The organism is Tildeniella sp., assembly GCF_059505325.1.
The window spans coordinates 1-22,150 of record NZ_JCACKI010000021.1 but is presented as its reverse complement, the minus strand read 5'-3'; the positions used below and the strand labels follow the sequence as shown (position 1 = coordinate 22,150).

Sequence of the window (22,150 nt, the reverse complement as noted above, 5' to 3'; positions counted from 1 at the left end):
TATTATGGCTCAAATCAAAAGTCCACTTCGCTATCCGGGTGGAAAATCAAAAGCCCTCGATAAAATAATCCCCTATATTCCGCTAAGCATTAATGAATATAGAGAGCCTTTTGTGGGTGGGGGATCAGTTTTTCTTGCAGTGAAGCAACTGTTCGGTAGTCGAATCAAGCAGTATTGGCTCAATGACTTAAATTTTGATTTGTATTGTTTCTGGCTTGCTGCTAAGGATGATATTGCAGAGCTTGTAGATGAAGTAGATAAGATCAAGCAAAAATATACGAACCAAAAATATACGAACGGTAGAGAACTGTTTAATTATTTCACCTGCCCAGATTTAAAACTTAGTGAGTTTGAGCGAGCAGTACGCTTCTTTGTCTTAAATCGCATTACATTTTCAGGCACGGTTGACTCTGGTGGCTATTCGCAACAAGCTTTTGAAAGAAGATTTACAGATTCGTCGATCGAACGCTTACGCAATCTTTCTGTTCATTTAGCCTCAATTCGCATTACTAATGGCGACTATGAAAACTTGCTATTCCAAGATGGAGAAAAAGTTTTTATCTTTCTCGATCCACCTTATTTGAGTGCTACACAATCGAAGCTCTATGGTTTTCGAGGACAATTACACACTTCTTTTGATCACGAACGCTTTGCCAAAAATATGCGCGCATGTCGGCACAGATGGCTAATCACATATGACGACTCTCCTGAAATTAGAAAGCTCTTTGACTTCGCCAATATTACTGAATGGACGCTTCAGTATGGCATGAATAACTATAAGCAAAAAAATGCCGCTGAGGGGCAGGAATTGTTGATAAAAAACTATTAAATTGCTTCTTTTCTCTGTTTAAACAACCGCTTAAAATGATTGACTACATTCGGGACGGCAATGAAATTTATCAACACTCTTTTGCCATCATTCGAGCTGAGGCAAATTTGGCAATGCTGCCAGCCGCTTTAGAAACGGTAGCCGTGCGGCTGATTCATGCCTGCGGTATGACTGATATTGTCCAAGATTTAGCCTATTCCACTAATGCAGCAGAGGCGGGACGATCGGCACTCATCAACGGCGCACCAATCTTGTGTGACGCTCAGATGGTGGCAAATGGGGTCACTCGTCAACGCTTGCCTGCTAACAATGCGGTTATTTGCACGTTGAACGATCCAGAAGTGCCCACGATCGCCCAAACCATCCAGAACACACGGTCGGCAGCGGCTTTGGAACTGTGGCGATCGCACTTGAATGGCGCAGTGGTGGCGATCGGCAATGCCCCAACTGCTTTATTTCGCTTGTTGGAATTACTTGATGAAGGTGCGCCAAAACCAGCGCTAATCTTGGGTTTTCCGGTTGGGTTTGTGGGTGCTGCCGAATCAAAAGCCGCACTGGCAGAAAACAGCAGGGGTGTGCCCTTTCTGACCATTCAGGGTCGTCGGGGTGGTAGTGCAATGGCAGCCGCAGCCGTGAATGCGTTAGCAAAGGAGACTGAGTTATGACTGAAGCAGGAATAGGGAGTGGGGAGTGGGGAGTGGGGAATAGGGATAGGAAACAAGAGGGGGCAGGGGACGGGGAACAAGGGCTAAGGGGAGCAGAGGGGGCAGGGGATGCCAATCAATCCCCAAAACTCTCTTCCCCCGCACCCCACACCCCACACCCTACACCCCCTGGAAGACTCTACGGCTTAGGCATTGGTCCCGGCGATCCGGAGCTGCTGACGCTCAAGGCACACCGCATTTTGACTTCGGTGCCTGTCATTGCTTATCCCACAATGGAAAGTGGCAAAGTGCTGGCGCGGGCGATCGTCGCCGATTTCATTCGCCCAGAGCAAATCGAAGTGCCCATGCCGCTACCGTTTAGCGTGGAGCGATCGTCGCAACCCTATTACGACACTGCGGCTGAGACTATTGCCCAACATCTCACAGCGGGACGCGATGTAGCGGTTCTTTGTGAGGGCGATCCGTTGCTGTATGGCTCGTTTATGTACATCTTTAACCGTCTGGCGGGACGCTTTGATACTGAAGTGGTGCCAGGGATTTCTTCGACCTTTGCTAGTGCTGCGATGTTAGGTGTACCCCTCACCTACCGCAACGATGTGCTCAGCATTATGCCTGCTACGTTGGATGAAGCGACCTTGCGCGATCGCCTTGCCGTTGCCGACGCTGCCATCATCATCAAACTGGGCAGGCACTTCGCCAAAGTTCGCACCATTCTGGACGATTTAGGCTTGCTGTCACGGGCACTGTATATTGAACGGGCAACGATGCCGAACCAGCAGATTCGTCCGATCGCCGCCATGAATCCGGCTGACGTTCCCTACTGGGCACTGATTCTCATCCCCAGCCAAACTCGACCGCAATAAAATTACTGATAATGGGTGCATAGACGCGATTGAATCAGATTAGCGTTTGGCTATCAGCGTTCAGCCGTCAGCGTTCAGCCTGATTAGGTCTACACTGTTGCTTCAACTTCATCCCACCTCAGCTATTGGGACTGTTGCTATGACTTCTTCCCTGCCTCAAACTACTGCCTCTCAGTTGAAGGGGGTGGCGTTGCCGCCACTGGAGAACGGCGATCGCCTGACGCGTCCCGAATTTGAGCGTCGCTACAACGCCATGCCCAACGTGAGAAAAGCAGAACTAATTGAAGGAGTCGTCTACATGGCATCGCCGTTACGTTTTACACCCCACGCTGAACCGCACGGTGATCTTATCGGCTGGTTATGGACATATAAAATTGCTACGCCAGAAGTAAGGATGGGTATTGAGCCAACCATGCGTCTGGATATAGACAACGAACCACAACCAGATGGCGTGCTGTTGATTAGTCAGTCAAGTGGTGGACAGGCAACACTCAGTGACGATAGCTATCTGGAAGGCGCAGCCGAACTGGTTGTAGAGGTTGCGGCGAGTAGTGCAGCCATTGACCTGGGCGATAAAAAACGTGCTTATCGGCGCAGTGGCGTACAGGAATACATTGTTTGGCAGGTGTATGACCAGAAAATCGACTGGTTTCAGTTGCAGGACGGGGATTATGTTTCGTTAGTGCCGGATAAACAGGGTGTCATTCACAGCAAGGTGTTTCCGGGCTTGTGGTTGAACGTGGAGGCAATGCTGCAGGGCGACATGCGATCGGTCTTAGCCGTCCTGCAAACCGGGATCGATAGCACAGAGCATCAAACCTTTGTGCAGCAACTTGAGGATCTGCGGCTCAAAGCGATACAAGCAGGCGATCGACCGCAATGAAGCCCCCTGTTATCATCATTCTGAGCGAAAGCAGCGTAGCGATCGCGCAACAAATCCAGGCAGCCTTACCCATCGCTACGATCTACGGGTTAGCAGGACGTACCCAATCGGTTGATGCGTCCTACACCAAATTTGGCGACACAGTACGAGACTTATTCAGCGAGGGAACGCCGATCGTTGGCATCTGTGCAGCGGGGATTTTGATTCGATCGCTGGCTCCCCTACTAGCCGACAAACGAGCCGAACCACCCGTGATCGCCGTGGCGGAAGATGGTAGTGCCGTTGTCCCGCTGTTGGGAGGATTGACGGGTGCGAATGAGTTGGCAACCGCGATCGCCCATGCCTTCAACAGCAAAGCCGCGATTACTGCAACTGGGCAACTGCGGTTCAATGTTGTGTTGGAAGCGCCGCCATCTGGTTACCGATTGACAAATCCAGAACACGCTAAAGCCTTCACCTCTGATCTCATCGCTGGAGCGACAGTGAGACTCATGGGTGATGCCGATTGGCTTCGTCAAAGCAATCTCCCCTTTACAGCAGACGGCACACACACGATCGAAGTGACCGATCGCCCAATCATAGGCAGTGCAACCCATCTGGTCTATCAACCTGTTGTCGTTCAAGGCAAGCTAGCGATCGTGGGTACAGGTCCCGGAGCGGCTGAGTGGATGTCGCCAGAAGTCAAGGCAATTCTGCAAGCTGCTACAGATTTAGTCGGCTACAAAACCTATTTAGATCTAGTCGGTACGTTTGCTCAAGGAAAGCGGCACGAGTCGGATAATCGCGTGGAGATCGATCGCGCCCGACAAGCGTTAGATCTGGCTGCCGAAGGTCGATCGGTCGTGGTCGTTTCTTCTGGTGATCCCGGCATTTATGCAATGGCAGCGGCAGTGTTTGAAGTGATCGATCGTGACGCAAACCCTTCCTGGGAGCAGCTTGATATCCACGTCGCGCCCGGAATTTCAGCCATGCAAGCGGCAGCAGCGGCGATCGGTGCACCGCTGGGGCATGACTTCTGCGCCATCTCCCTTTCCGACATCCTCAAACCCTGGTTGGTGATTGAACAACGTCTTGCAGCAGCGGCTCAAGCTGATTTTGTTATCGCGTTCTACAATCCCGTTTCTAAACAGCGAACGTGGCAACTCGATAAGGCAAAAGAGATTTTAAGGCAATGGCGATCGTCCACAACACCTGTCGTCTTGGCACGCAATTTGGGGCGATCGGGTCAATCTGTACAGGTCATAACGCTTGATCAGCTTGTGTCAGCAGATGCAGATATGCGAACAGTTATTCTCGTCGGTTCTAGCCAGACCCGCACGATTGCGCGATCGGATGGTAGCGTATGGGTTTACACTCCACGGCATTATCAAGACGATCTCCAAACGAACCATCACGATCAAACGGCGATCGTGTAAATTACTGGGCGTAATTAAACTAAAGATGATTCTGGGGGTGGAGGGGGTGGAACCCCCTGCCTGGGGGCAGCGCCCCCAAACCCCTACCTCACAACTAATTGTGACTACCTACTTAATGTGCCTGAAATTCATGCTGTCTGATGGCTCAAGCAACGGCTCTAGGAGGGCGATCGAAACCAAAAGGAGAATTGCGATAAAATCAGAAGACTCATGGGGCAAAATGGTAGGGTAACGCTGTTATTTCCAGGAGAACTGCTGGGTTTTGAGGATGTCTTATGTCTAAGGGTCTTGTCAGTCGTCGTCGCACCGCTCCCTGGATGCATCGCTGGTCGCGCCCACTGATTGGCGGCGTTGCGATTCTGGGCGCACTCAATACTGCCTATCTCACCATCACCAGGTTCACCAATACCGAAACAGCTTGCCCTACAGGCGGCTGTGAGCAGGTGCTTTCTAGTCCTTACGCCACCGTCTTTGGATTGCCTTTAGCGCTGTTTGGGTTAGTGGCATACATCAGCATGGCGATCTTTGCGTTCGCACCCCTGGCGATTCAGGGCGATCAGCAAAAAGAACTGCGATCGAAACTGGAAAACTGGACCTGGTTACTGTTGTTTGCCGGATCAACCGCCATGCTAATCTTTAGCGGCTATTTGATCAGCATCATGGTCACCAAGTTTGTGATGCCTTTCGGCGTAAAAGCTATCTGTTATTACTGCATTGCCTCAGCGGTTTTTGCGCTCAGCCTTTTTATCCTCACTCTTTTAGGTCGCGCCTGGGATGATGTTGGACAACTTTTTTTCACAGGCATCATCGTTGGCATGGTGACGCTTGTAGGGACGTTGGCGATTTTTGCGCCTGTAGGCAAACCTGTTGCGGATGCTTACAATATTGCGTCTAGCAGCGGACAAGTGTTTTTTACCATCAAAGACACGTCTGGCGAGTCAGAAAGGCAGCTTGCCCGTCATCTCAAACAAACTGGCGCAAAAATGTACAGCGCCTACTGGTGCCCGCATTGTTACCAACAAAAAAAGCTGTTTGGGGTTGAAGCGCTCAATGATTTACCCGCTGTTGAATGCGCCTCGGATGGCAAAAACAATCAAACGGCTGTTTGTCAAGAAGTCGCTGCCAGAGCCGAGAAGCAACTGGGGCAGGGGTTTGGGTTTCCTACCTGGGAGATTAATGGCAAGTTTTATTCTGGTCAGGCAGCATTGCAAGAATTAGCCGATCGCTCTGGCTACACGGGACCGCGTAGTTTTAAGAATACTCTTTAGTGTAGGACTCGCGCCAACGCCTTCTCTACGTGAGCTTCATGGCGGAACGGAGCAAAACCCTGGTACTGACAGCAACCGATCGCCGTAGACTGAGTTACGGTCGTTAGCCAGGTTCAGGAGTTTATGCTTTCCCTTTTTGCCAGTGTGTTGCTTGCTCAGACTGTACCGATGCCTCCCATCTTGCCGCAAGAAATCGTCATTCCCCAACAGACGCGACCCTTACCCGGTGGGCTGGATCAGGTGCCCGTATTCAATAGCAACAACCCAGAAATCGTGAAGACGGAGGGCATTTTGCTCTCAACGTTTCCACCGCAGGGCAAGCGGGTGCCGGGTGCCCATCTCGATTTTCCGTTTCGGGGGCGGTTTGATCTGTTCTCGCACCACATTGCACGGGCGATCGAAACGCCCAACGATTTACGATCGCTCTATCTGGGCGTGATTGTTTACAATCCAGGCAACGAACCCGTCACGGTGGATGTGCTGCAAGCTGCAAGCTATCTCAGCCAGCCGGATGCTCCATTTATTGCGTTGCCACCACAGCTTGAGAATGCCTTGGGTACGGTTTACGCAGGACCGGGCGATCGCGCGATGAATGACGTTCTGCGAGGGCGACGGCAAGATGGCTGGAGCGATCGCTTGATCATTCCAGCCAAGCAAAGCCGGATGTTGATGAATCTGCCGATTCCCGTGCGTACCTTGACCCCACCGTTGAATGGGCGATCGACGTTAGTACGGCTCCACAGCAATGGTGCCGTCTACATGGCAAATCTGGCAATGTTTGCCAAGCAAAATCCAGACGGTAGCGAACGGGCACCCACCCTGGAAGAATGGGAGGCACTGCTAGAGGCAGGCGACTTTGCTGGACCGCGTGAAACCGCTCCTAGCCCACCCGATCGCCTGACAGGAGCAGAAATCTATGGTCGGGTTGCAGCAGTCGCGCAAGGTTCCCAGTGGCGGACTCAAGTAACTGACCCAGATAGTCGTCTGTTAGCCATTCCACAGCGCGGACAGTCTTATTCCTACGGCTTGAGCACACTTCTGGCTGGCAAGATGGGCACGGGACAAAACCAGAGCGCCACCCTGCTCACTCGCTATCCAGGCACAGCTTATCAGGCGCACGGCAACTATGGCATTGAATACAGCCTCACCATGCCCTTAGTCAACAATACGGAGGCACCCCAAACAGTACAGGTGCTGATGCAAACACCGCTAAAAGAAGACACGTTAAGCAAACCAGGTCTGCGGTTCCGGCAACCACCCTATCCAAATGTGTTCTTCCGAGGCACGGTTCGCATCCGCTATAACGACGATCGCGGTCTTCCTCGTACCCAGTACTGGCATCTGGTACAGCGTCGGGGGCAAGTGGGAGAAGCGCTGGCAACATTTATGATGCCTCCGGGCGATCGGCGTTTAGTGCAAGTCGACTTCCTGTATCCACCAGATGCCACGCCACCTCAGATGCTCACCATCCAAACGTTGAGCACACCACAGTTGCAGCAGTCATCAGGGGACAATCGCTTGTCTCCATAAACCTGCTTGTATCAAGACAGACAGCTTTGAGGTATGTTGCAGCTCTATGCCTTTAGCTACTGAAGACAAAGGACGCTAGCAAAGAACAGGCGATCGAGAAAAGCGTGCAAGCGATTAAGCTCAAAGCGATTGCTTGTATTCGTGCAACTTTTTAGGGCAGCTAGAGACTTATGAGCTGGTTGACTGACAAATCTACTTTTGTAGGTTGGGTTGTAGCTTGCTTCTGCGTAGCAGCACAACGTGAGACCCAACACTAGCTTAGGTTCTGTTGGGTTACGCTATCGCTAACCCAACCTACGCAAGCATCGGGGTTTCGAGAGTTTTGTCAGTCAATCAGGACTTATGAGTCTAAAACAAGCTCTAGACTGCCGTTAACCTCACTTGCGCCTTAGAGCAAACAGCTAAATCGCTTCAAAGTTTTTCTCACCTGTGCGGATACGAATGATTTGATCGACTGGGGTAATGAAAATTTTGCCATCCCCAATTTCGCCAGTGCGGGCAGCAACAATAATCTTTTCTACCACCATGTCAACCTGATCATCTTCGACTACGATTTCAACTTTAAGCTTTTGCAAAAACTCAACCGTATACTCAGAGCCTCGGTAACGCTCAGTCTGCCCCTTCTGTCGCCCAAAGCCTCGGACTTCAGACACGGTCATACCGACGATGCCAGCATTGACAAGCGCGATTTTGACTTCATCAAGCTTGAATGGACGAATAATTGCTTCAACCTTCTTCAATTCCCACACTCCTTGTTTTATCTACCAGTAAATTGTCTAGCAAAACACTTTCTATCACCGTCAAAAGCGTCTGTTTTGTAGATAAAGATACAATTTATCGTGATGCATGGCTATCTTTCGGTAGAAACTCGCGTGTCACTCTACTAAAAGTTTGATCTCCCCACCAGTGTCCTTTACATTTCAGCGTGAGGGTAGCAACGGACGAACAATGAAAAATCCCGTACCAAAGGCAGAGATGACGATGAAGCAAATCACGATCGCCAGCCACCAACCACCCATTTCTGCACTCCGCTCTTTCGATGCGGACTGCCGCAGTTTACCTTCTTGCTCTGTGAAGAGTGGTTTTTGGGCAGGTGGTTCGGGTTTTTCTACAACACCCGCAGCAGTCATCGGCATAGCAGCAGGTGGTTGAAAGTGAAGTTCCAAGCCCTGTAAGGCTGTAGGCACTGTAGGCAACTGGTTTACAAGCAACTGGTTAGCAGGTAAATGGGCATCAGCAGTTTGGCGAAGCTGTAGAGCCGACTGCACAACCCGCTCAATTTCTACCCGTAACTGCTGGTTTTGCTGCGTCAACTGCTGATTTTGCTGCGCGAGCGACTCCATTTTTGTCTGAGTCGCCTTTAGCTCAGTCGCCACTTCCCGATACAGTGAGATGGGCACTGACGGCGCGTGAGGGTTGGCTGAAATTTTTTGAACATTGGAGCCTTGAGCCTTTCGTGGAGACTGCTTGGCGTTTATTCTAGATGTCATAGGTTTACGTCTGAACGCTAGAGTCGATAAACTACGCTCACAATAGCCGCAATTAGAGCGATCGCCGCAAAATTTGTCAAGAAATTCTCTAAAATCCGCAAACAATTTTACGCATCACCATGAGCCACCCCGAAACGCAACAATTCTCAACTGCTGAATTTGAGACTCAGGATCAGACTGCTGAACCCAAGTATGGTGAGCGACACATTGCTCAGGGTGAACTCATTACCTTTCCGAATCCCAGAGTGGGGCGACGATATGATATTCACATCACGCTGCCGGAGTTTACCTGCAAGTGCCCGTTTTCCGGCTACCCCGATTTTGCCACGATCTATCTATCCTATGTGCCGAATCAACGGGTCGTGGAACTGAAGGCAATCAAGCTGTATATCAATAGCTACCGCGATCGCTACATCTCCCACGAAGAATCCGTCAACCAAATTCTGGATGACTTCGTTGCCGCCTGCGATCCCCTGGAGGTAAAAATCAAAGGCGATTTCTTACCGCGTGGCAACGTGCATACCGTGATTGAGGTCGCGCATAAGAAAGAAACATAGTAGATAACTTATGGCAAAAATCGGAGACGACGTTGATCCACAGGAATTGCAGTCTTTTACTCAAAAGGCATCCCACTTTGAATCATTGGCTTCGCAGCCTTTAATTGGTTGGATGTTAGACGTAACGAAATACTTTGTCCTACTGCTGGCAACTCTGGTTGCTGTAGCTTCTACTGTTATTTGGTGTTTGGGAGCGATTTCAGAGGCAAACGTTTGGGCTAGGTTTGTGACCGGAGCAGTGGTTGGAGCAGCAGTTGGAATTTTGCTGCTGCTTGTAGCGCTTAACTTATATTGGGCTGTAGAAAAAGCGGACAGTTCAGCGCGGTTTTATGGCACTTCAATCGCTCCAGTCTTGGGAGGTGGAATTGGAGCAATTGGGGGGGCGATCGTTGCGGCAACGGCGGGATTACACTATTTGGAAGGTGTTGCAGCAACCGACTGGGGCAGAGTTTTACTGGGTAGTTCAACTGGAGCAGTAGCAGGTAACGTTGCGCTGGTCGGGTTGAGAGTTTTGTTTGAAATAAGCTCAAAAGCCTTCAGCTTCTTCCAGTTCAAGGATAAATTGGTGCAAGAATCACTAGAATCGCATTTTCTTGCACCATACGAATCTTTTTTGGCGATTCTTTTGTACGAGCTGCCGTTTCTTTTTTGGGTGGGTGGACTAATTGGCGCGATCGCGGGTGCAATTTTTAGCCAGTTATAGATTAATCACTCTCTGATTTGTTCCCAAGATTCTTATTAGAAGTACAGAGAGTAACTCTCTTAAATCATCCTGGTTATCTATGATTGGCGATCGCGCTCTAATTTATTTGAGTTTGTGACAGTGGTATGGCGATCGCTTCGATTTGAGATTCAGAGACTTCAACCGTATCTTGAGGAATCAAACCTTCGAGACTATACCCGTTTTCTCGTCCGTTTAGCATAGGGTAAAACTCTACAATTGTGCCAATGCTTCCTTGCTTCAAACGCAGCGCAGGCATATCCTCTTTTAAAGCAACTTGTGTGAACAGTTGGAATTTCATGTACTTACCTCCTACGCAGGAAACAGTGTAACAAATTGTGTTCTTCGCTCTGTAACCATCCAAATAGTTTTGACTCGTATTGCTCTACCATTTGGGCTGATTAAATTGCCCGTAGTTATATATTTTTGTCCATATTGTGTCAGGGCTGTTGGAATAGCTTCTAACGGTAAAATTTGCTCTCTCAAATCTTGCTGAAGCTGCTGCCAATTTTCTAACCTATAGCCTGCGCTAAAAACTGCGATTTATCGTCCTTCGCCAACGGAATCAGTAGGTATTTTGTCAGTTACGCGATGTGCAACTAATTCGCCCTCATCCCCACCCTTCTCCCTGGGGAGAAGGGCTTCCAGACCGTTCCGGTTCCCTCTCCCGATGGGAGAGGGCTAGGGTGAGGGCAGTTTTGGCAGGTATTTTAGGAAAGTCGCGCATCGCGTCAGTTTTACTTCCGCAATGATGGCATTTGGATCAAGTATTGCCATTGGCACTGAAAAACCATGCGTTGAGTTTAGCAGCAGCTTATTAAGGCTGACCTAGCTATTGCTTAGCTGATGCAGCGTTAGGACGCACGTTACGCCGATTCAAGTCGAGTTTGGCGCGGAGTTCATCTTTGATACGATTGAGGATGGAGGTTTCATCGAGGGAGGAGAGGATACGGGTCACAACGGCTTTAGGTCCATCATCGCCCCAGGAGGCACCGTTGGCGAGATATGCCTTGGTGACTTGCCCGATCGCGTATGTCGAAACCCCGGCAACGCCCGCTTGAGTCAGGGCTACAGATACATAGGCACCCAACGACACGCCACCTGTGGCAGGTGCCGCTAGACCGAGCAAGCTTTTCAGCGAACCGAGTCCCAGCGTTGCCAGCAGTTCACTGGCAGTCACGCCACCCATTGCCAGCGCAATTTTTTGCAGCAAGTTGATAGCACCATGCTGAGTCATGCTGATGCCGTAGAGCTTGGAGAGGGAGAGAATCAGGGCGACATCAATGACGGCGCTGCTCAGCAGATCGACGACGGTGATGGGGTTGAGCGCGATCGCCACTGCTTTTGTGATCACGCCATTCCAGATCACGCGATCGGCGCTCTGATTGCGGATATCCATTTTGCGATCAACCAGGCGATCGTTCACATCATCAGCAAACAGCATCGTGTTGAGTGCTACGAGCGCTTTGCCTTCGCGATACAGGATTTCGAGAATTTTCAGCTTTAGCTCGTCGATTTGCGGTTCGCCTGTGCTGAGTTGTGCGGCAACGCGACCATCGGGACGGCGGACTGCCTTTGCCTGTAACGGCGAGGCGGCTGCCATGACAATTTCATCGGGTGAGAGCAGTTCCCGCACGCGTTCGTCTCGGATTTTGTGATAAATGGCGAGGCGATCGGCATCGGGATATTGGTCGATTTTATTAAACACCAGCAGGATGGGCTTGCTGGCATTTCGCAGCTCTGATAACGCCTGGTATTCTACCTTTGTCATGTCGCCTGCAATCAGAAACAGAATCAAGTCTGCTTGCTTGGCAACTTGCCGCGCCAGTGCTTCTCGCGCTTCGCCATCTACTTCATCAATGCCGGGAGTGTCAATCAGTTCGATGTGAGAATCGCCAACGCTGGGTAGAGCAACGCGCAGAATGGGGCGGTTACTGCCAGCAATTGCCTCGCGCTTGATGTTCCAGCTTGCGGTTTGGGACGCACGAGTGACACCATGAACGGGTCCCGTCTCGAAGACACGATCGCCCAACAAGGCATTCAGCAACGATGACTTACCGCGTCCCACCATGCCAAAAACGGCAATGTGAACCACCTGGCGATCGAGCTTATCCAGCAGCGCTTCTAGCCCACCGATTTCTGGCTCCAGTCCACGCCGTTCTTGCGGAGTTAAGTCCAGGTTCTCAACTAACTCATGCAACGCACTTTGAGCCTGCCGATAGTTCAGCTCTGCTTGAATGTCTTCAAATCCAAGAATAGCTTCGTCAAGCTCCTGACTAAATTGGCTGTGCCTTTGAGGTGACCCCAAAGTTGGCGATGGCTCAGACATAAATGACGCTAGTCATAATTTGGGTGACTGCTTCATCCTAGCGATTTCGCACGAAGACTAGAGTGCGGATGACTTGTCCTTGCCACAACTTCAATCCTGATAATCGATCGTTTCGGTGCCGTGTTGATAATCGAATGGATCAGGGATCGCAGTATTGGGATTGGGTTGATTGGGGCGAGACGATCGCGAGCGTTCAACCTTACGCGCTGTAGGCGTTGACGATCCGTTTTCACTGCTGCTGCGGGGATCGCTGGAGTCGGGTGAAGCCAGATCAGGAGTACGATCAGGTATAGACTGCTTCAGCGGTTCCTCTGGAGACGCTACACGTCGATTAGGGTATGCGGCTTCTGATGGTGCGTCGCTGAGATGTTTACTGCTATACGAGGCACTGGTATATGAATCACTGGTAGATGAATCACTGTCGTAGGAGGCGCTATTGCGTTCGGCTTGGGGTCGTGGTGTCGGCGGGCGATCGACCCTACGTCGTTGAGTGGTAGACTTCGGCGATCGAGTAAACGTCCTCCAGGCAGCTTTAAGACCAACCACTACGCTACGAGTGCTGTATTGCACACGCTGAGCCTGTTGGCGCACTCCCGTTAAGCTCTGATCTACCTGCTTTACGACCTGACCAGCACTCTGCACGCCTTCACTCACATCCTCTGTCAAGTCGCTGATCTCCAGCCCTGTGAGCCGAATTGCTTGTAAGGTGGGCGGAAACTCGCGTCGAAGCGTATCAAACAGTTTCTCAGCACTCCGGGCAGCGCGGGAAAGCTCTCTAAAGGTGGGGATCGCTATGACCAGCACGATCGTCAGGCTAACCGTGACGAACAGCAAAGACAACACTAGCCAGAACAACGGATCAGTCACAGGTATGCCTACAGCAGATTGTCGTGAGCAGGAGACTCCATCTCAGGTCGCGGGATTTCAGCCGTTTCTAGCGCCTGATGCTCTTGTTGGGTGGCTTCAAGACCCGCCGCGATCGCCTCTCGCAGTCGCACAAGTGTACCGTCCCAGTTTCGCAACGCTGATTCAGACAGGCGATCGGCTTGGAGCTGTACACTACTCGACAGATCTTCTGCCAATTCTGGTAAAGCGTCGGCTGATTTCTTCAAAAACTGGCGAGTTTCACGTCCAGCACGAGGCGCTAAGAGAATGCCAGTGAGTGTGCCGATCGCGGTTCCCACCAGTAGTCCTCCCAGAAATGCTCCAGAGCGGTTGTTTGACATGTTCTGGTTTTCCTTCTTAACTACGACTCGCCGTCTTGTGTGCAAACTGCCAGCGCCAAAACCCGACCTGTTTAATCCAGTCTCACCGAAGCAAGACAGAAGCAGCAGATGAAACCGCATTTAAAGCAGCGTACTTCAGGCAGTAAGGCATTGGCAGTACTGGCACTAACACCTTCTAAATCTACCCCAACATTACCCCGACGATTGGTCGCTTGCCTCTGTATGCAACAGGTGTGCTCTAAAAGGTTGCTTTTTCGCTGCAACGTCAACCGCTCAAGGGGAGTAATCTACCGAAGGGAGCGGCTTGGTGAGGCTTTGCTAGGCGATCGCGATCGCTGCACAAGCAGGAAGCGGCGCTGCCACAGCGTTTGTCCTAAACTGAGAAGCGCTAGAGCCTGTTGAGCACGTTGAAGCTGAGGTTCCAGGCTCCGATAGTGTGCTCGTAATTGATCGATGCCAGAGTGTCCTCTAGCAATTGTGTCCGGCGCACGGTGCAGTACCCGATGTACCGCTCGTTCAAACGATGATAGCGTGTTAGCTGCTCTTGCCAAGCGATGTTTGAGTCGCCAAAGCTGCCAGGCAGCAACTAAGCAAAGCAACCCAACACTCACATTGCATACTAAAACAGTGATCAACATCAAACGTCTCGTATTAAGTCGATGGACACCGCTAACGGCTTTCAGCTTTTAGGCTAGTAAGGCTCACCTTATAAAGTATTGTAGGTCGAGTTTTCTCTGGAAACACGCTTGAGCGCTCCCGCACCATCGATCGTTCCAGAGTTGATTCTGGCAAGAGTGAACGAATGCAACACGGAATCATCAAAGGCTTCATTGCAGGCAATAATCATCTGAGAGTGAGGAATCATTATGGTGCAGGGGACTTCGACAACCCTTTTTGTCAATCCAGCAGCGGGTAACGATAGTAGTAGCGGCACACAGGCGGCTCCCTTCAAAACGATTAGCCGTGCGCTTCAAGCGGCTCAAGCAGGTACAGCCATTCAACTGGCATCAGGCACTTACAGCTCTGCGACCGGTGAGGCGTTTCCAATCAAAATTCCTTCGGGGGTAACGGTGATCGGTAGCGAAGCCAGCAAAGGCAGCGGTATTTTAATCTCCGGCAGCGGTATCTTTCCCAGCCCCACGTTTGCCAACCAGAATGTTACCTTTCAACTGGCAAATAATGCTCAATTAAAGGGCGTAACGGTCACAAATCCGGAGATTCGCGGTACGGGAGCGTGGGTTGAGTCGACTAATCCCACGATCGCCAACAACACTTTTACCAACTGCAAGCGCGAGGGCGTTTTTGCCACAGGTACGGCAACACCTCTCGTGACAGGCAATGTTGTCATCCAAAACTCCGCCAGCGGGTTTTCCATCACGCGCAATTCTAAAGGCGAATGGCGACAAAACGTCTGTCGGCAAACTGGTTTTGGAATCGCCGTTGGCGATAGCGCCGCACCGCTTTTAGCAGAAAACCAAATTTCTGAAAATCGTGCTGGCATTGTCATTAACAAGCAATCAAAAGCAGTGCTGCGCGGCAATATTGTTCAGAACAATACAGAAGCTGGCTTGGTCGTCACGGAGACAGCGCTACCGGATTTGGGCAACAGTCAGGCTCCAGGCGGCAATATTTTTCGGCAAAACGGACAGTTTGATATTCAAAACGGCACAACCCTCACGCTGATTTCAGTTGGCAATCAAGTTGATCCCACCAAGGTACAGGGCGCGATCGACTTTGTTGGCAATGAGATTCCAACCCCTGCACCGGTGCCTTCGGCAACTCCAACCCCCACGCCTGCACCCACTCCCACGCCTGCACCCACTCCCACGCCTGCACCCCCACCCTCAAATCCAGCCGGGTTTGACGATACGCAGGGACATTGGGCAGAGTCGTTTATTCAGGGGTTAGTCAGCAGGGGCTTTATCAGCGGTTTCCCAGATGGCACGTTCAAACCCGAAGCACCCATTACCCGTGCTCAGTATGCAGCGGTGATTGCGAAAACCTTTGATTTGCCTGCCAAGCAACCTGCTAAACGCTTTAGTGACGTACCACAGAGTTTTTGGGCGGCTGATCTGATCATAAAAGCCAACCAGATGGGCTTTATTACAGGATTTCCAGACAATACGTTTCGTCCCAATCAAAACCTGACTCGCGTCCAGTTGATCGTCTCGCTGATTGGCGGGATTGGTCTCACAGGCGGTGTTTTGGATGTGTTGAAGGTGTATAGCGATCGCGCCCAGATTCCCAGCTATGCCACCGAGAACGTGGCGATCGCAACCCAGCGCCGGATTGTGGTCAATCATCCCAACGTCCGACAACTGGAACCCATGCGGGATGCGACACGTGCCGAAGTGGTCGCCATCATTTACCAATCGCTTGTGGCGCTGAACCGGGCACCCGCGATCGTGTCTGCCTTTATCGTCGCGCCCGATGCTCCATTACCCCTCTTCACCGATATTCAAGGGCATTGGGCAGCCGATTTTATCGTCGGATTGGCGAATCAGAACCTGATTAGTGGCTTTGAGGACGGCAGCTTTAAGCCTGATGTCACGATGAACCGCGCCCAGTATGCTGCGATCATTGCCAAAGCCTTCAACCCACCACCGAAGCGCACTGTGGTTAATTTTGCCGATATTCCTGCCAACTTTTGGGCGAAACCCGCGATCGACCAGGCGTATCAGGGTGGGTTTATTTCCGGCTTTCCTGATGGCACGTTTAAACCAAATCAGAATGTCTTGCGGCTTCAGGTTTGGCTCTCGCTGGTGAGTGGTTTGGGCTTACCTGTAGGCGATATGAGTTTACTCAATGGGTACGACGATCGCAGCAGTGTGCCCCAGAATGCTCAGGATGAGGTGGCTACGGCGACAAAAGCGAAAATCGTCGTAAACTTCCCCAACGTCCGACAGCTAAATGCGACGCGTGAGGCGACTAGAGCAGAAGTCGTGGCGATCGTGTATCAGGGGTTAGTCCAGGCAGGACGAGCCGCTGCGATTAATTCGCCGTACATTGTTGCAGTGTAAGAGTGTTGACCGCAGAGGCGCAGAGCACGCAGAGTAAAGGCTCAGCGGACTCTGCATCTCTGCGGTTAGATCGTTCGTACCAGTGAGTCTGTTGCTTTTAGCTCAAAGATTTTCTCTAGAACATCCTCGACGATTTTGTCGGGTGTTGATGCGCCAGAGGTAATTCCCACCACAACGGAGCCGTTGGGTAGCCAATTTTCGACTACTTCTAAATCGCGCTTTAGAGGCTTATGCTCAATCCGGTTGCCGGGACCAATGCGATCGGCACTGTCGATGTGGTATGAGGGAATGCCACGCTCGATCGCGATTTCTTGTAAATGAGTGGTGTTGGACGAGTTATAGCCGCCAATGACCATCATTAAATCCAGTTTTTCTTCGACGAGCTGGAACATCGCATCCTGACGTTCTTGCGTGGCATCGCAGATGGTATTGAAGCTCAGGAAATGCTGATTGAGTTGATCGGGACCATACTTTCGCATCATCGTGCGCTCAAACAGTTTGCCCAACTGCTCTGTTTCACCTTTCAGCATGGTGGTCTGGTTCGCAATGCCAACCCGATCTAGATCGAAATCAGGATCAAAACCAGCCGAGTGGGCACGATCGAATTTGGTCATAAACTCAGCGCGATCGCCACCATTGAGGATGTAGTTGGCAACGTACTCTGCTTCCGCCATGTTCAGCACGATCAGATACTTGCCTGCAAACGAACTGGTCGCAACCGTTTCCTCGTGGTTGTACTTGCCGTGGATGATGGAGGTGTAGTCTACTTTCTTGTGCTTTTCAACCGTCGTCCAGACTTTAGACACCCAGGGGCAGGTGGTATCCACGATCGTGCAACCCCGCTCATTCAAAAACTGCATCTCCTGCACACTGGCTCCAAACGCAGGCAAAATCACCACGTCACCCCGATCGATCCCCGAAAAATCTTTTTCGCCATGCGTCACTTCAATGAACTGCACATTCATCTCTCGCAGGCGCTGGTTGACCGAAGGATTGTGGATAATCTCATTCGTAATCCAGATCTGCTCTGTTGGAAAATGCTGCCGCGTTTCGTACGCCATCGCTACTGCCCGTTCGACTCCCCAGCAAAAGCCAAATGCCTCTGCCAGACGAATAGTGACTGCTCCCCGTTGAATGGTGAAGTGGTTAGTACGAATCTGCTGCACCAGGCTGCTTTGATATTCCGACTGCATCTGGTCAGAGACATCAGCTTCGTGCCCAAACCCCTTCCGGTGATAGTTCTCCGAACTGTTTAGCGATCGCTTAAAGGCTCTTGTATCCATACCTTGCATTTCCTCTGTTGCAACCACACCCGACACTTGGCTTCCTTTCATCATACGCGCTGGCGCGATCGTGAACTAACGGTTGATGGAAAGCAGAAGACAAAAGCCCAAATTTTCAAATGCAGCCTTCTCATCAGATGTAACCTTCTTAGAAGACATTTTCTTAAACTGTGGACATTTTGCTAGATCTATGCTCCTTCTCGAAATTCTGCTATGATAGCTCCCAAAGTGTTCAAATTGCTCATCGCTAAGGTAGTCAAGCGTTTGCTGCTTTAACCGCAATTGGACGTGTCCCTCGAAACTTGGTTGGAGAGAAGCGTGACTATTTACGTTGGTAACCTATCCTTCCAGGCTACTGAAGACGACCTACGAGAAGTATTCGCAGAATACGGCGAAGTCAGTCGGATTAGCCTTCCTACAGACCGCGAAACAGGCAGAAAGCGCGGGTTTGCCTTCGTCGAGATGAAGGACGAATCGAAAGAAGACCTGGCAATTTCTGAGCTTGATGGTGCCGAATGGCTTGGACGCGAACTGAAAGTCAACAAAGCGAAGCCGCGCGAAGACAGCCGTGGCTCTGGTGGAGGGAGAAGTCTTTCCAATAGTCCCTACTAAATGGGGTAGTGCTCTAGCTCATAGTGACGAGCGTGCGATCGCCTCTAGCGATCGTGCAACGACCCGCTGCTAAGACCCATTTCAAGTCGGTTTCATTTCGCGCCTAAAAAACAGCCTTCAAGGAGCTAAAACGAGAGCAAAACGCTGCTCATTTTAGTCAAACTGAAGGGCGATCAGCGTTAGGGCTATTGGTTGCTGTGTTTGGCACTTCGCTGAGCCAAGTTTTTGGTTGCCTTTAACCAGCTTGCAGAAACTTTGTCACGCACCCGCGATCGCATCAGAACCTTACAGTTTGCTGTGTCTGAGCCTGAGTGCCTCAGTGAGGCTCAATGCGTCCCTGACACCGTATCCAGCGAGTTTACCTATCTGAGTGAAGACGACTGCAAGCTTACGGCTTTTGCGGAAACTTGCGTACTCGATAGTCACCCTCCTCAATAATTTTGTAGGTATTCTGCCCCAGTTGTTGAGCAAACAGCTTTTCAGTTGCTTCCAAATCTTTTGCAGGCACCGCTTTCCAAGCTTCACGGTTCGCCCAATGAATGACAAGCACCACGATGTCTGCACTTTTAGCGTCAAGCCAAACCTGTTTGCCAAGATAACCAGGATACTTAGATAGAGCGGCTGTCCAAATTTCCTCATCTTTTTGAATAAATTTTTCGCGCAGCGCTGGAGCAACCTGAACTTTTAACCACTCGATGACCATAGAAGTAAGGTAAGAAGATAAAGAAGGCAAGCGTACTCTAGCGTCGAGCGTCGAGGAATGCAACTATACCGCTGTAAGACATTGCTGACAGTTATAAATGCAACTGCACAGAAGATACTGCAAATTTGACAGAATAAGGGAGTACTTCAGAGGCGACAACGCCGCGCCGCATCTGTTACAACATACCCATAGGAAAACCAGCATGGATAATAATAATTGGCTCTCGCAACTGTTGATGCTTGGCGTTGGCACCACGTCACTCGTTGCGGACAAGGTTAAAGAAGTCAGCGAACAACTGGTGAGAGACGGTAAGCTTGACCCCGAACAAGCAAAGGATGTCGTTGATGACCTGATGCAGACGCTGAAGTCAGAACAAGGGAACTTTGAGTCACAGGTACAGCGGCAAATTCGCAATATCATGCAAGATGTTGGTGTTCCCCGCCAGTCGGAAGTGGATGAACTGCGTGGTCGTATCGATCGCCTGGAGCGGCAGCTCAGAGATTTTGAAAATAAGCTTTGGCGCTAAAGCACGGCAGGTTTAGGGGAGGGAGAGTTAGCGATCGAAACCAGTTGGCTCTCTGTGAAAAGAACAGATACCAAAAACACGTATGCTGCTTCTAGGTTTCTAATTTGATGGTGCTGACCTCTTATACCCAACAACCTATGCAGGCGCGTGCTTTACTGCTAGTCAATCGTAACGCTCGTCGAGGACAGAATGATCTGTCAGGCGCGATCGCTCAGCTTCGAGAGGCTGGTTTCGACTTGATCGAGCCACCCAACAGCGACCCTCAGAGCTTGTCGGAGACGATTCGACGGTACGCAAAGCAGGTCGATCTGGTAATTATTGGTGGCGGTGATGGCACGCTCAATGCCGCGATCGAGGGCTTGCTCGACACTCAACTACCGTTGGGCATTTTGCCCCTGGGCACAGCAAACGATCTGGCTCGTACCCTCGGCATTTCCACAACGCTGTCAGATGCTTGTGAAGTCATTAAAAGCGGGCGCTCCGAACGCATCGATTTGGGCTGGGTCAACGGCAAGCATTTCTTTAACGTTGCCAGCTTGGGGTTGAGCGTCAAAATCACTCAGCAGCTTAGTCGTGAGATTAAACGACGGTGGGGAGTGCTTGCCTATGCGATCGCCGCCTGCCAGGTCTTGCTCAAATCCGTTCCGTTTACCGCTGAAATTCACGCCAACGGTGAATCGATACGGGTCAGAACGGTACAGATTGCGATCGGTAATGGGCGTTACTATGGCGGCGGCATGACCGTAGCAGCAGATGCGGCAATTGACGATCAGCGCCTGGATCTCTACAGCCTTGAAATTAAGCATTGGTGGCAAATGGTCGCACTGTTGCCCAATATGCGCTCTGGTACCCACAGCTCGTGGTCATTTGTGCGATCGATCGCGAGTCAAGAAATCGAGTTGACCACCCACAGACGCTACTCCATCAACACCGATGGTGAACTGACCACCAGCACTCCGGCTCGTTTCCGCGTCATTCCTAAAGCGCTTGTGGTACTGGTTCCCTGACCAACGCATAAGCCACGATGATCTCAACAGAAGGCTTCAGGAAGCTCCGTCGAGTTGCGATGGCATTTTGCTGACTGCTGATAGCCAACCGCTGATAGCCGATTCGCCTAGTTCAACTGCTTCTCCAATCGTTCAAACTGTTGAAATTGCCGCCATGCTTGTGTAGGGTTGCCCTGCATTAGAGCCGCTACACTGCTCAGCGCGTACAGTTCGGGTAGTTGAGCATTGAGCTTGAGCGCAGTCTGTAGCGCCGTTTGAGCCGTTTGAGCGCGAAAATCGTAGAGATTGATGAACGCAAGATAGCCATAGGCATACGGGTTTTGGGCATCAAGCTGGACGACTTGCTGAAGCGAGGCGATCGCATCTCCCACCCGGCGCTTCAGCACCGTTGCTAATGCCAGCGTATAAGCAAACTCACGATTCTTCGGTTCTTGCGTCAGACGATATGCTGTCGCTTGCCTTGCCTGATCAGCGTAGTCCTGCGTGGGGTCGTATTGATTGATGCGCCCGATCTGGTCAAAGGCAGCAGTCAACGCCTTGCCGCCCTTTGGCAGTGCCATTGATAGCGTGCGTAATTGTGTGACGAGATCCAACTCTGGTGCAGGGCTGGCAGTAGCCTTTGCGTCCAAGCTCAGACTGACTGATGGAGTGGCGATCGCAGCCGTTTTACCAGTCTGGCGATCCAGATAGGTCGCTTTTAGAAAATACGTTCCAGTAGCAGTATCTTGGGGCGGCAGCATCGCCAAACGCTCTACCACTTGAAAACGAGACGCAGTGACTTCGGACAGCACTTTTGGGTGCAGCAAGCCCATGCCAATGCCGTGATCATGCAGCCAGCGTTGCGATGGTGCGGGCTGTCCTTGCTTGTGCCAGGTGAGCAGCACCAACCCCGACTGCAACGATCGCCAATCGCCAGACCAACGATAGGTCACTGGAATGGGTTTTCCCGGTGGCGCTTTTTCAGGAACAATCACTTGATCAAGCGTAATAGGGGAGGAGAGGAGAGCAGGGGGAACGAGGGAGACAGAGGAAAATGTAGCTTGCTGCGGCGGATTAGCCACCTCAAATCTGGAATTGACCGCTGACCGCTGGCTCCTGACTTCTGACTCCTGACTTCTGACTCCTGACTCCTGACCGCTGACCACTGACCGCTGACCGCTAACCGCTAACCGCTGACCGCTGACCGCTGACCGCTGACCGCTGACCGCTGACCGCTGACCGCT

24 protein-coding genes and 1 pseudogene are annotated in these 22,150 nt (G+C 51.1%); 13 read left to right on the top strand and 12 right to left on the bottom strand.

Going from position 1 to position 22,150, the window contains the following annotated elements:
* The first annotated feature begins 4 nt into the window (after positions 1 to 4).
* The 7 genes from AC5JO6_RS08875 (at position 5) to AC5JO6_RS08845 (ending at position 7,453) form a co-directional block, all read left to right on the top strand.
* Positions 5 to 829 carry a DNA adenine methylase gene (locus AC5JO6_RS08875; protein ID WP_496080699.1) on the top strand — a complete coding sequence of 275 codons (825 nt, stop codon included), beginning with the start codon at positions 5 to 7 and terminating at the stop codon, positions 827 to 829.
* 35 nt (positions 830 to 864) lie between these two features.
* On the top strand, positions 865 to 1,494 hold the full coding sequence (locus AC5JO6_RS08870) for a precorrin-8X methylmutase (RefSeq protein ID WP_496080698.1): 630 nt from the start codon (positions 865 to 867) through the stop codon (positions 1,492 to 1,494).
* Entirely contained in the window at positions 1,491 to 2,357 is an 867-nt protein-coding gene (locus tag AC5JO6_RS08865; RefSeq protein WP_496080697.1) for a precorrin-2 C(20)-methyltransferase, read from the top strand. The genes AC5JO6_RS08870 and AC5JO6_RS08865 overlap by 4 nt, the downstream gene beginning before the upstream one ends.
* A 139-nt stretch (positions 2,358 to 2,496) precedes the next feature.
* Positions 2,497 to 3,240 (top strand): Uma2 family endonuclease, encoded by a 744-nt coding sequence (locus AC5JO6_RS08860; protein WP_496080696.1) that lies wholly within the window; start codon positions 2,497 to 2,499, stop codon positions 3,238 to 3,240.
* Entirely contained in the window at positions 3,237 to 4,655 is a 1,419-nt protein-coding gene (gene cobJ, locus AC5JO6_RS08855; RefSeq protein WP_496080695.1) for a precorrin-3B C(17)-methyltransferase, read from the top strand. Before AC5JO6_RS08860 ends, cobJ begins: the two co-directional genes overlap by 4 nt.
* Before the next feature lie 275 nt (positions 4,656 to 4,930).
* Complete coding sequence (locus AC5JO6_RS08850) at positions 4,931 to 5,923, top strand: vitamin K epoxide reductase family protein (RefSeq protein ID WP_496080694.1); 993 nt, start codon at positions 4,931 to 4,933, stop codon at positions 5,921 to 5,923.
* A 123-nt stretch (positions 5,924 to 6,046) separates the two neighbouring features.
* Positions 6,047 to 7,453, top strand: coding sequence for a DUF3370 domain-containing protein (locus AC5JO6_RS08845; RefSeq protein WP_496080693.1), 1,407 nt, complete (start codon positions 6,047 to 6,049; stop codon positions 7,451 to 7,453).
* A gap of 401 nt (positions 7,454 to 7,854) precedes the next feature.
* On the opposite strand, the gene AC5JO6_RS08840 is transcribed toward AC5JO6_RS08845, so the two are convergent.
* Positions 7,855 to 8,193, bottom strand: coding sequence for a P-II family nitrogen regulator (locus tag AC5JO6_RS08840; protein WP_496080692.1), 339 nt, complete (start codon positions 8,191 to 8,193; stop codon positions 7,855 to 7,857).
* A gap of 180 nt (positions 8,194 to 8,373) precedes the next feature.
* Entirely contained in the window at positions 8,374 to 8,943 is a 570-nt protein-coding gene (locus AC5JO6_RS08835) for a hypothetical protein (RefSeq protein WP_496080691.1), read from the bottom strand.
* Positions 8,944 to 9,062: 119 nt separating this feature from the next.
* Here AC5JO6_RS08835 and queF point away from each other — a divergent pair, with 119 nt between their 5' ends.
* On the top strand, positions 9,063 to 9,500 hold the full coding sequence (gene queF / locus AC5JO6_RS08830) for a preQ(1) synthase (protein WP_496080690.1): 438 nt from the start codon (positions 9,063 to 9,065) through the stop codon (positions 9,498 to 9,500).
* A gap of 10 nt (positions 9,501 to 9,510) precedes the next feature.
* Positions 9,511 to 10,203 carry a hypothetical protein gene (locus tag AC5JO6_RS08825; RefSeq protein ID WP_496080689.1) on the top strand — a complete coding sequence of 231 codons (693 nt, stop codon included), beginning with the start codon at positions 9,511 to 9,513 and terminating at the stop codon, positions 10,201 to 10,203.
* Between the two features lie 97 nt (positions 10,204 to 10,300).
* On the opposite strand, the gene AC5JO6_RS08820 is transcribed toward AC5JO6_RS08825, so the two are convergent.
* From AC5JO6_RS08820 to AC5JO6_RS08790, 7 genes and pseudogenes are all read right to left on the bottom strand, one after another.
* Positions 10,301 to 10,522, bottom strand: coding sequence for a DUF4926 domain-containing protein (locus AC5JO6_RS08820; RefSeq protein ID WP_496080688.1), 222 nt, complete (start codon positions 10,520 to 10,522; stop codon positions 10,301 to 10,303).
* An 11-nt stretch (positions 10,523 to 10,533) separates the two neighbouring features.
* A pseudogene (locus tag AC5JO6_RS08815) lies at positions 10,534 to 10,805 on the bottom strand (DUF6883 domain-containing protein).
* A 248-nt stretch (positions 10,806 to 11,053) separates the two neighbouring features.
* Positions 11,054 to 12,550 carry a GTP-binding protein gene (locus tag AC5JO6_RS08810; RefSeq protein ID WP_496080687.1) on the bottom strand — a complete coding sequence of 499 codons (1,497 nt, stop codon included), beginning with the start codon at positions 12,548 to 12,550 and terminating at the stop codon, positions 11,054 to 11,056.
* A 90-nt stretch (positions 12,551 to 12,640) separates the two neighbouring features.
* Positions 12,641 to 13,417 (bottom strand): DUF948 domain-containing protein, encoded by a 777-nt coding sequence (locus AC5JO6_RS08805; protein WP_496080686.1) that lies wholly within the window; start codon positions 13,415 to 13,417, stop codon positions 12,641 to 12,643.
* Between the two features lie 8 nt (positions 13,418 to 13,425).
* Positions 13,426 to 13,776 (bottom strand): YtxH domain-containing protein, encoded by a 351-nt coding sequence (locus AC5JO6_RS08800; RefSeq protein WP_496080685.1) that lies wholly within the window; start codon positions 13,774 to 13,776, stop codon positions 13,426 to 13,428.
* A 287-nt stretch (positions 13,777 to 14,063) separates the two neighbouring features.
* A complete protein-coding gene (locus AC5JO6_RS08795) occupies positions 14,064 to 14,414 on the bottom strand; it encodes a hypothetical protein (protein WP_496080684.1) in 351 nt (116 codons plus the stop codon).
* A gap of 68 nt (positions 14,415 to 14,482) precedes the next feature.
* Positions 14,483 to 14,641: a hypothetical protein gene (locus AC5JO6_RS08790; RefSeq protein WP_496080683.1), complete on the bottom strand. Its 159-nt coding sequence runs from the start codon at positions 14,639 to 14,641 to the stop codon at positions 14,483 to 14,485.
* Between the two features lies 1 nt (position 14,642).
* On the opposite strand from AC5JO6_RS08790, the gene AC5JO6_RS08785 reads away from it, so the two are divergent.
* Positions 14,643 to 16,796 carry an S-layer homology domain-containing protein gene (locus tag AC5JO6_RS08785; protein WP_496080682.1) on the top strand — a complete coding sequence of 718 codons (2,154 nt, stop codon included), beginning with the start codon at positions 14,643 to 14,645 and terminating at the stop codon, positions 16,794 to 16,796.
* Between the two features lie 65 nt (positions 16,797 to 16,861).
* Here AC5JO6_RS08785 and AC5JO6_RS08780 read toward each other — a convergent pair whose 3' ends face one another.
* Positions 16,862 to 18,079 (bottom strand): 4-hydroxy-3-methylbut-2-enyl diphosphate reductase, encoded by a 1,218-nt coding sequence (locus AC5JO6_RS08780; RefSeq protein ID WP_496080749.1) that lies wholly within the window; start codon positions 18,077 to 18,079, stop codon positions 16,862 to 16,864.
* A gap of 318 nt (positions 18,080 to 18,397) precedes the next feature.
* Here AC5JO6_RS08780 and rbp point away from each other — a divergent pair, with 318 nt between their 5' ends.
* Positions 18,398 to 18,691 carry an RNA-binding regulator gene (rbp, locus tag AC5JO6_RS08775; RefSeq protein ID WP_496080681.1) on the top strand — a complete coding sequence of 98 codons (294 nt, stop codon included), beginning with the start codon at positions 18,398 to 18,400 and terminating at the stop codon, positions 18,689 to 18,691.
* 388 nt (positions 18,692 to 19,079) lie between these two features.
* Here the strand turns inward: rbp and AC5JO6_RS08770 are convergent, their stop codons facing one another.
* Complete coding sequence (locus AC5JO6_RS08770; protein WP_496080680.1) at positions 19,080 to 19,394, bottom strand: TIGR03792 family protein; 315 nt, start codon at positions 19,392 to 19,394, stop codon at positions 19,080 to 19,082.
* 202 nt (positions 19,395 to 19,596) lie between these two features.
* Here AC5JO6_RS08770 and AC5JO6_RS08765 point away from each other — a divergent pair, with 202 nt between their 5' ends.
* Entirely contained in the window at positions 19,597 to 19,920 is a 324-nt protein-coding gene (locus AC5JO6_RS08765; protein ID WP_496080679.1) for a phasin family protein, read from the top strand.
* A gap of 137 nt (positions 19,921 to 20,057) precedes the next feature.
* Positions 20,058 to 20,927, top strand: coding sequence for a lipid kinase (locus AC5JO6_RS08760; protein ID WP_496080748.1), 870 nt, complete (start codon positions 20,058 to 20,060; stop codon positions 20,925 to 20,927).
* 107 nt (positions 20,928 to 21,034) lie between these two features.
* Here AC5JO6_RS08760 and AC5JO6_RS08755 read toward each other — a convergent pair.
* Positions 21,035 to 22,150, bottom strand: a 1,116-nt coding sequence (locus AC5JO6_RS08755) for a tetratricopeptide repeat protein (protein ID WP_496080678.1), incomplete at its 5' end; no start/stop codon positions are given.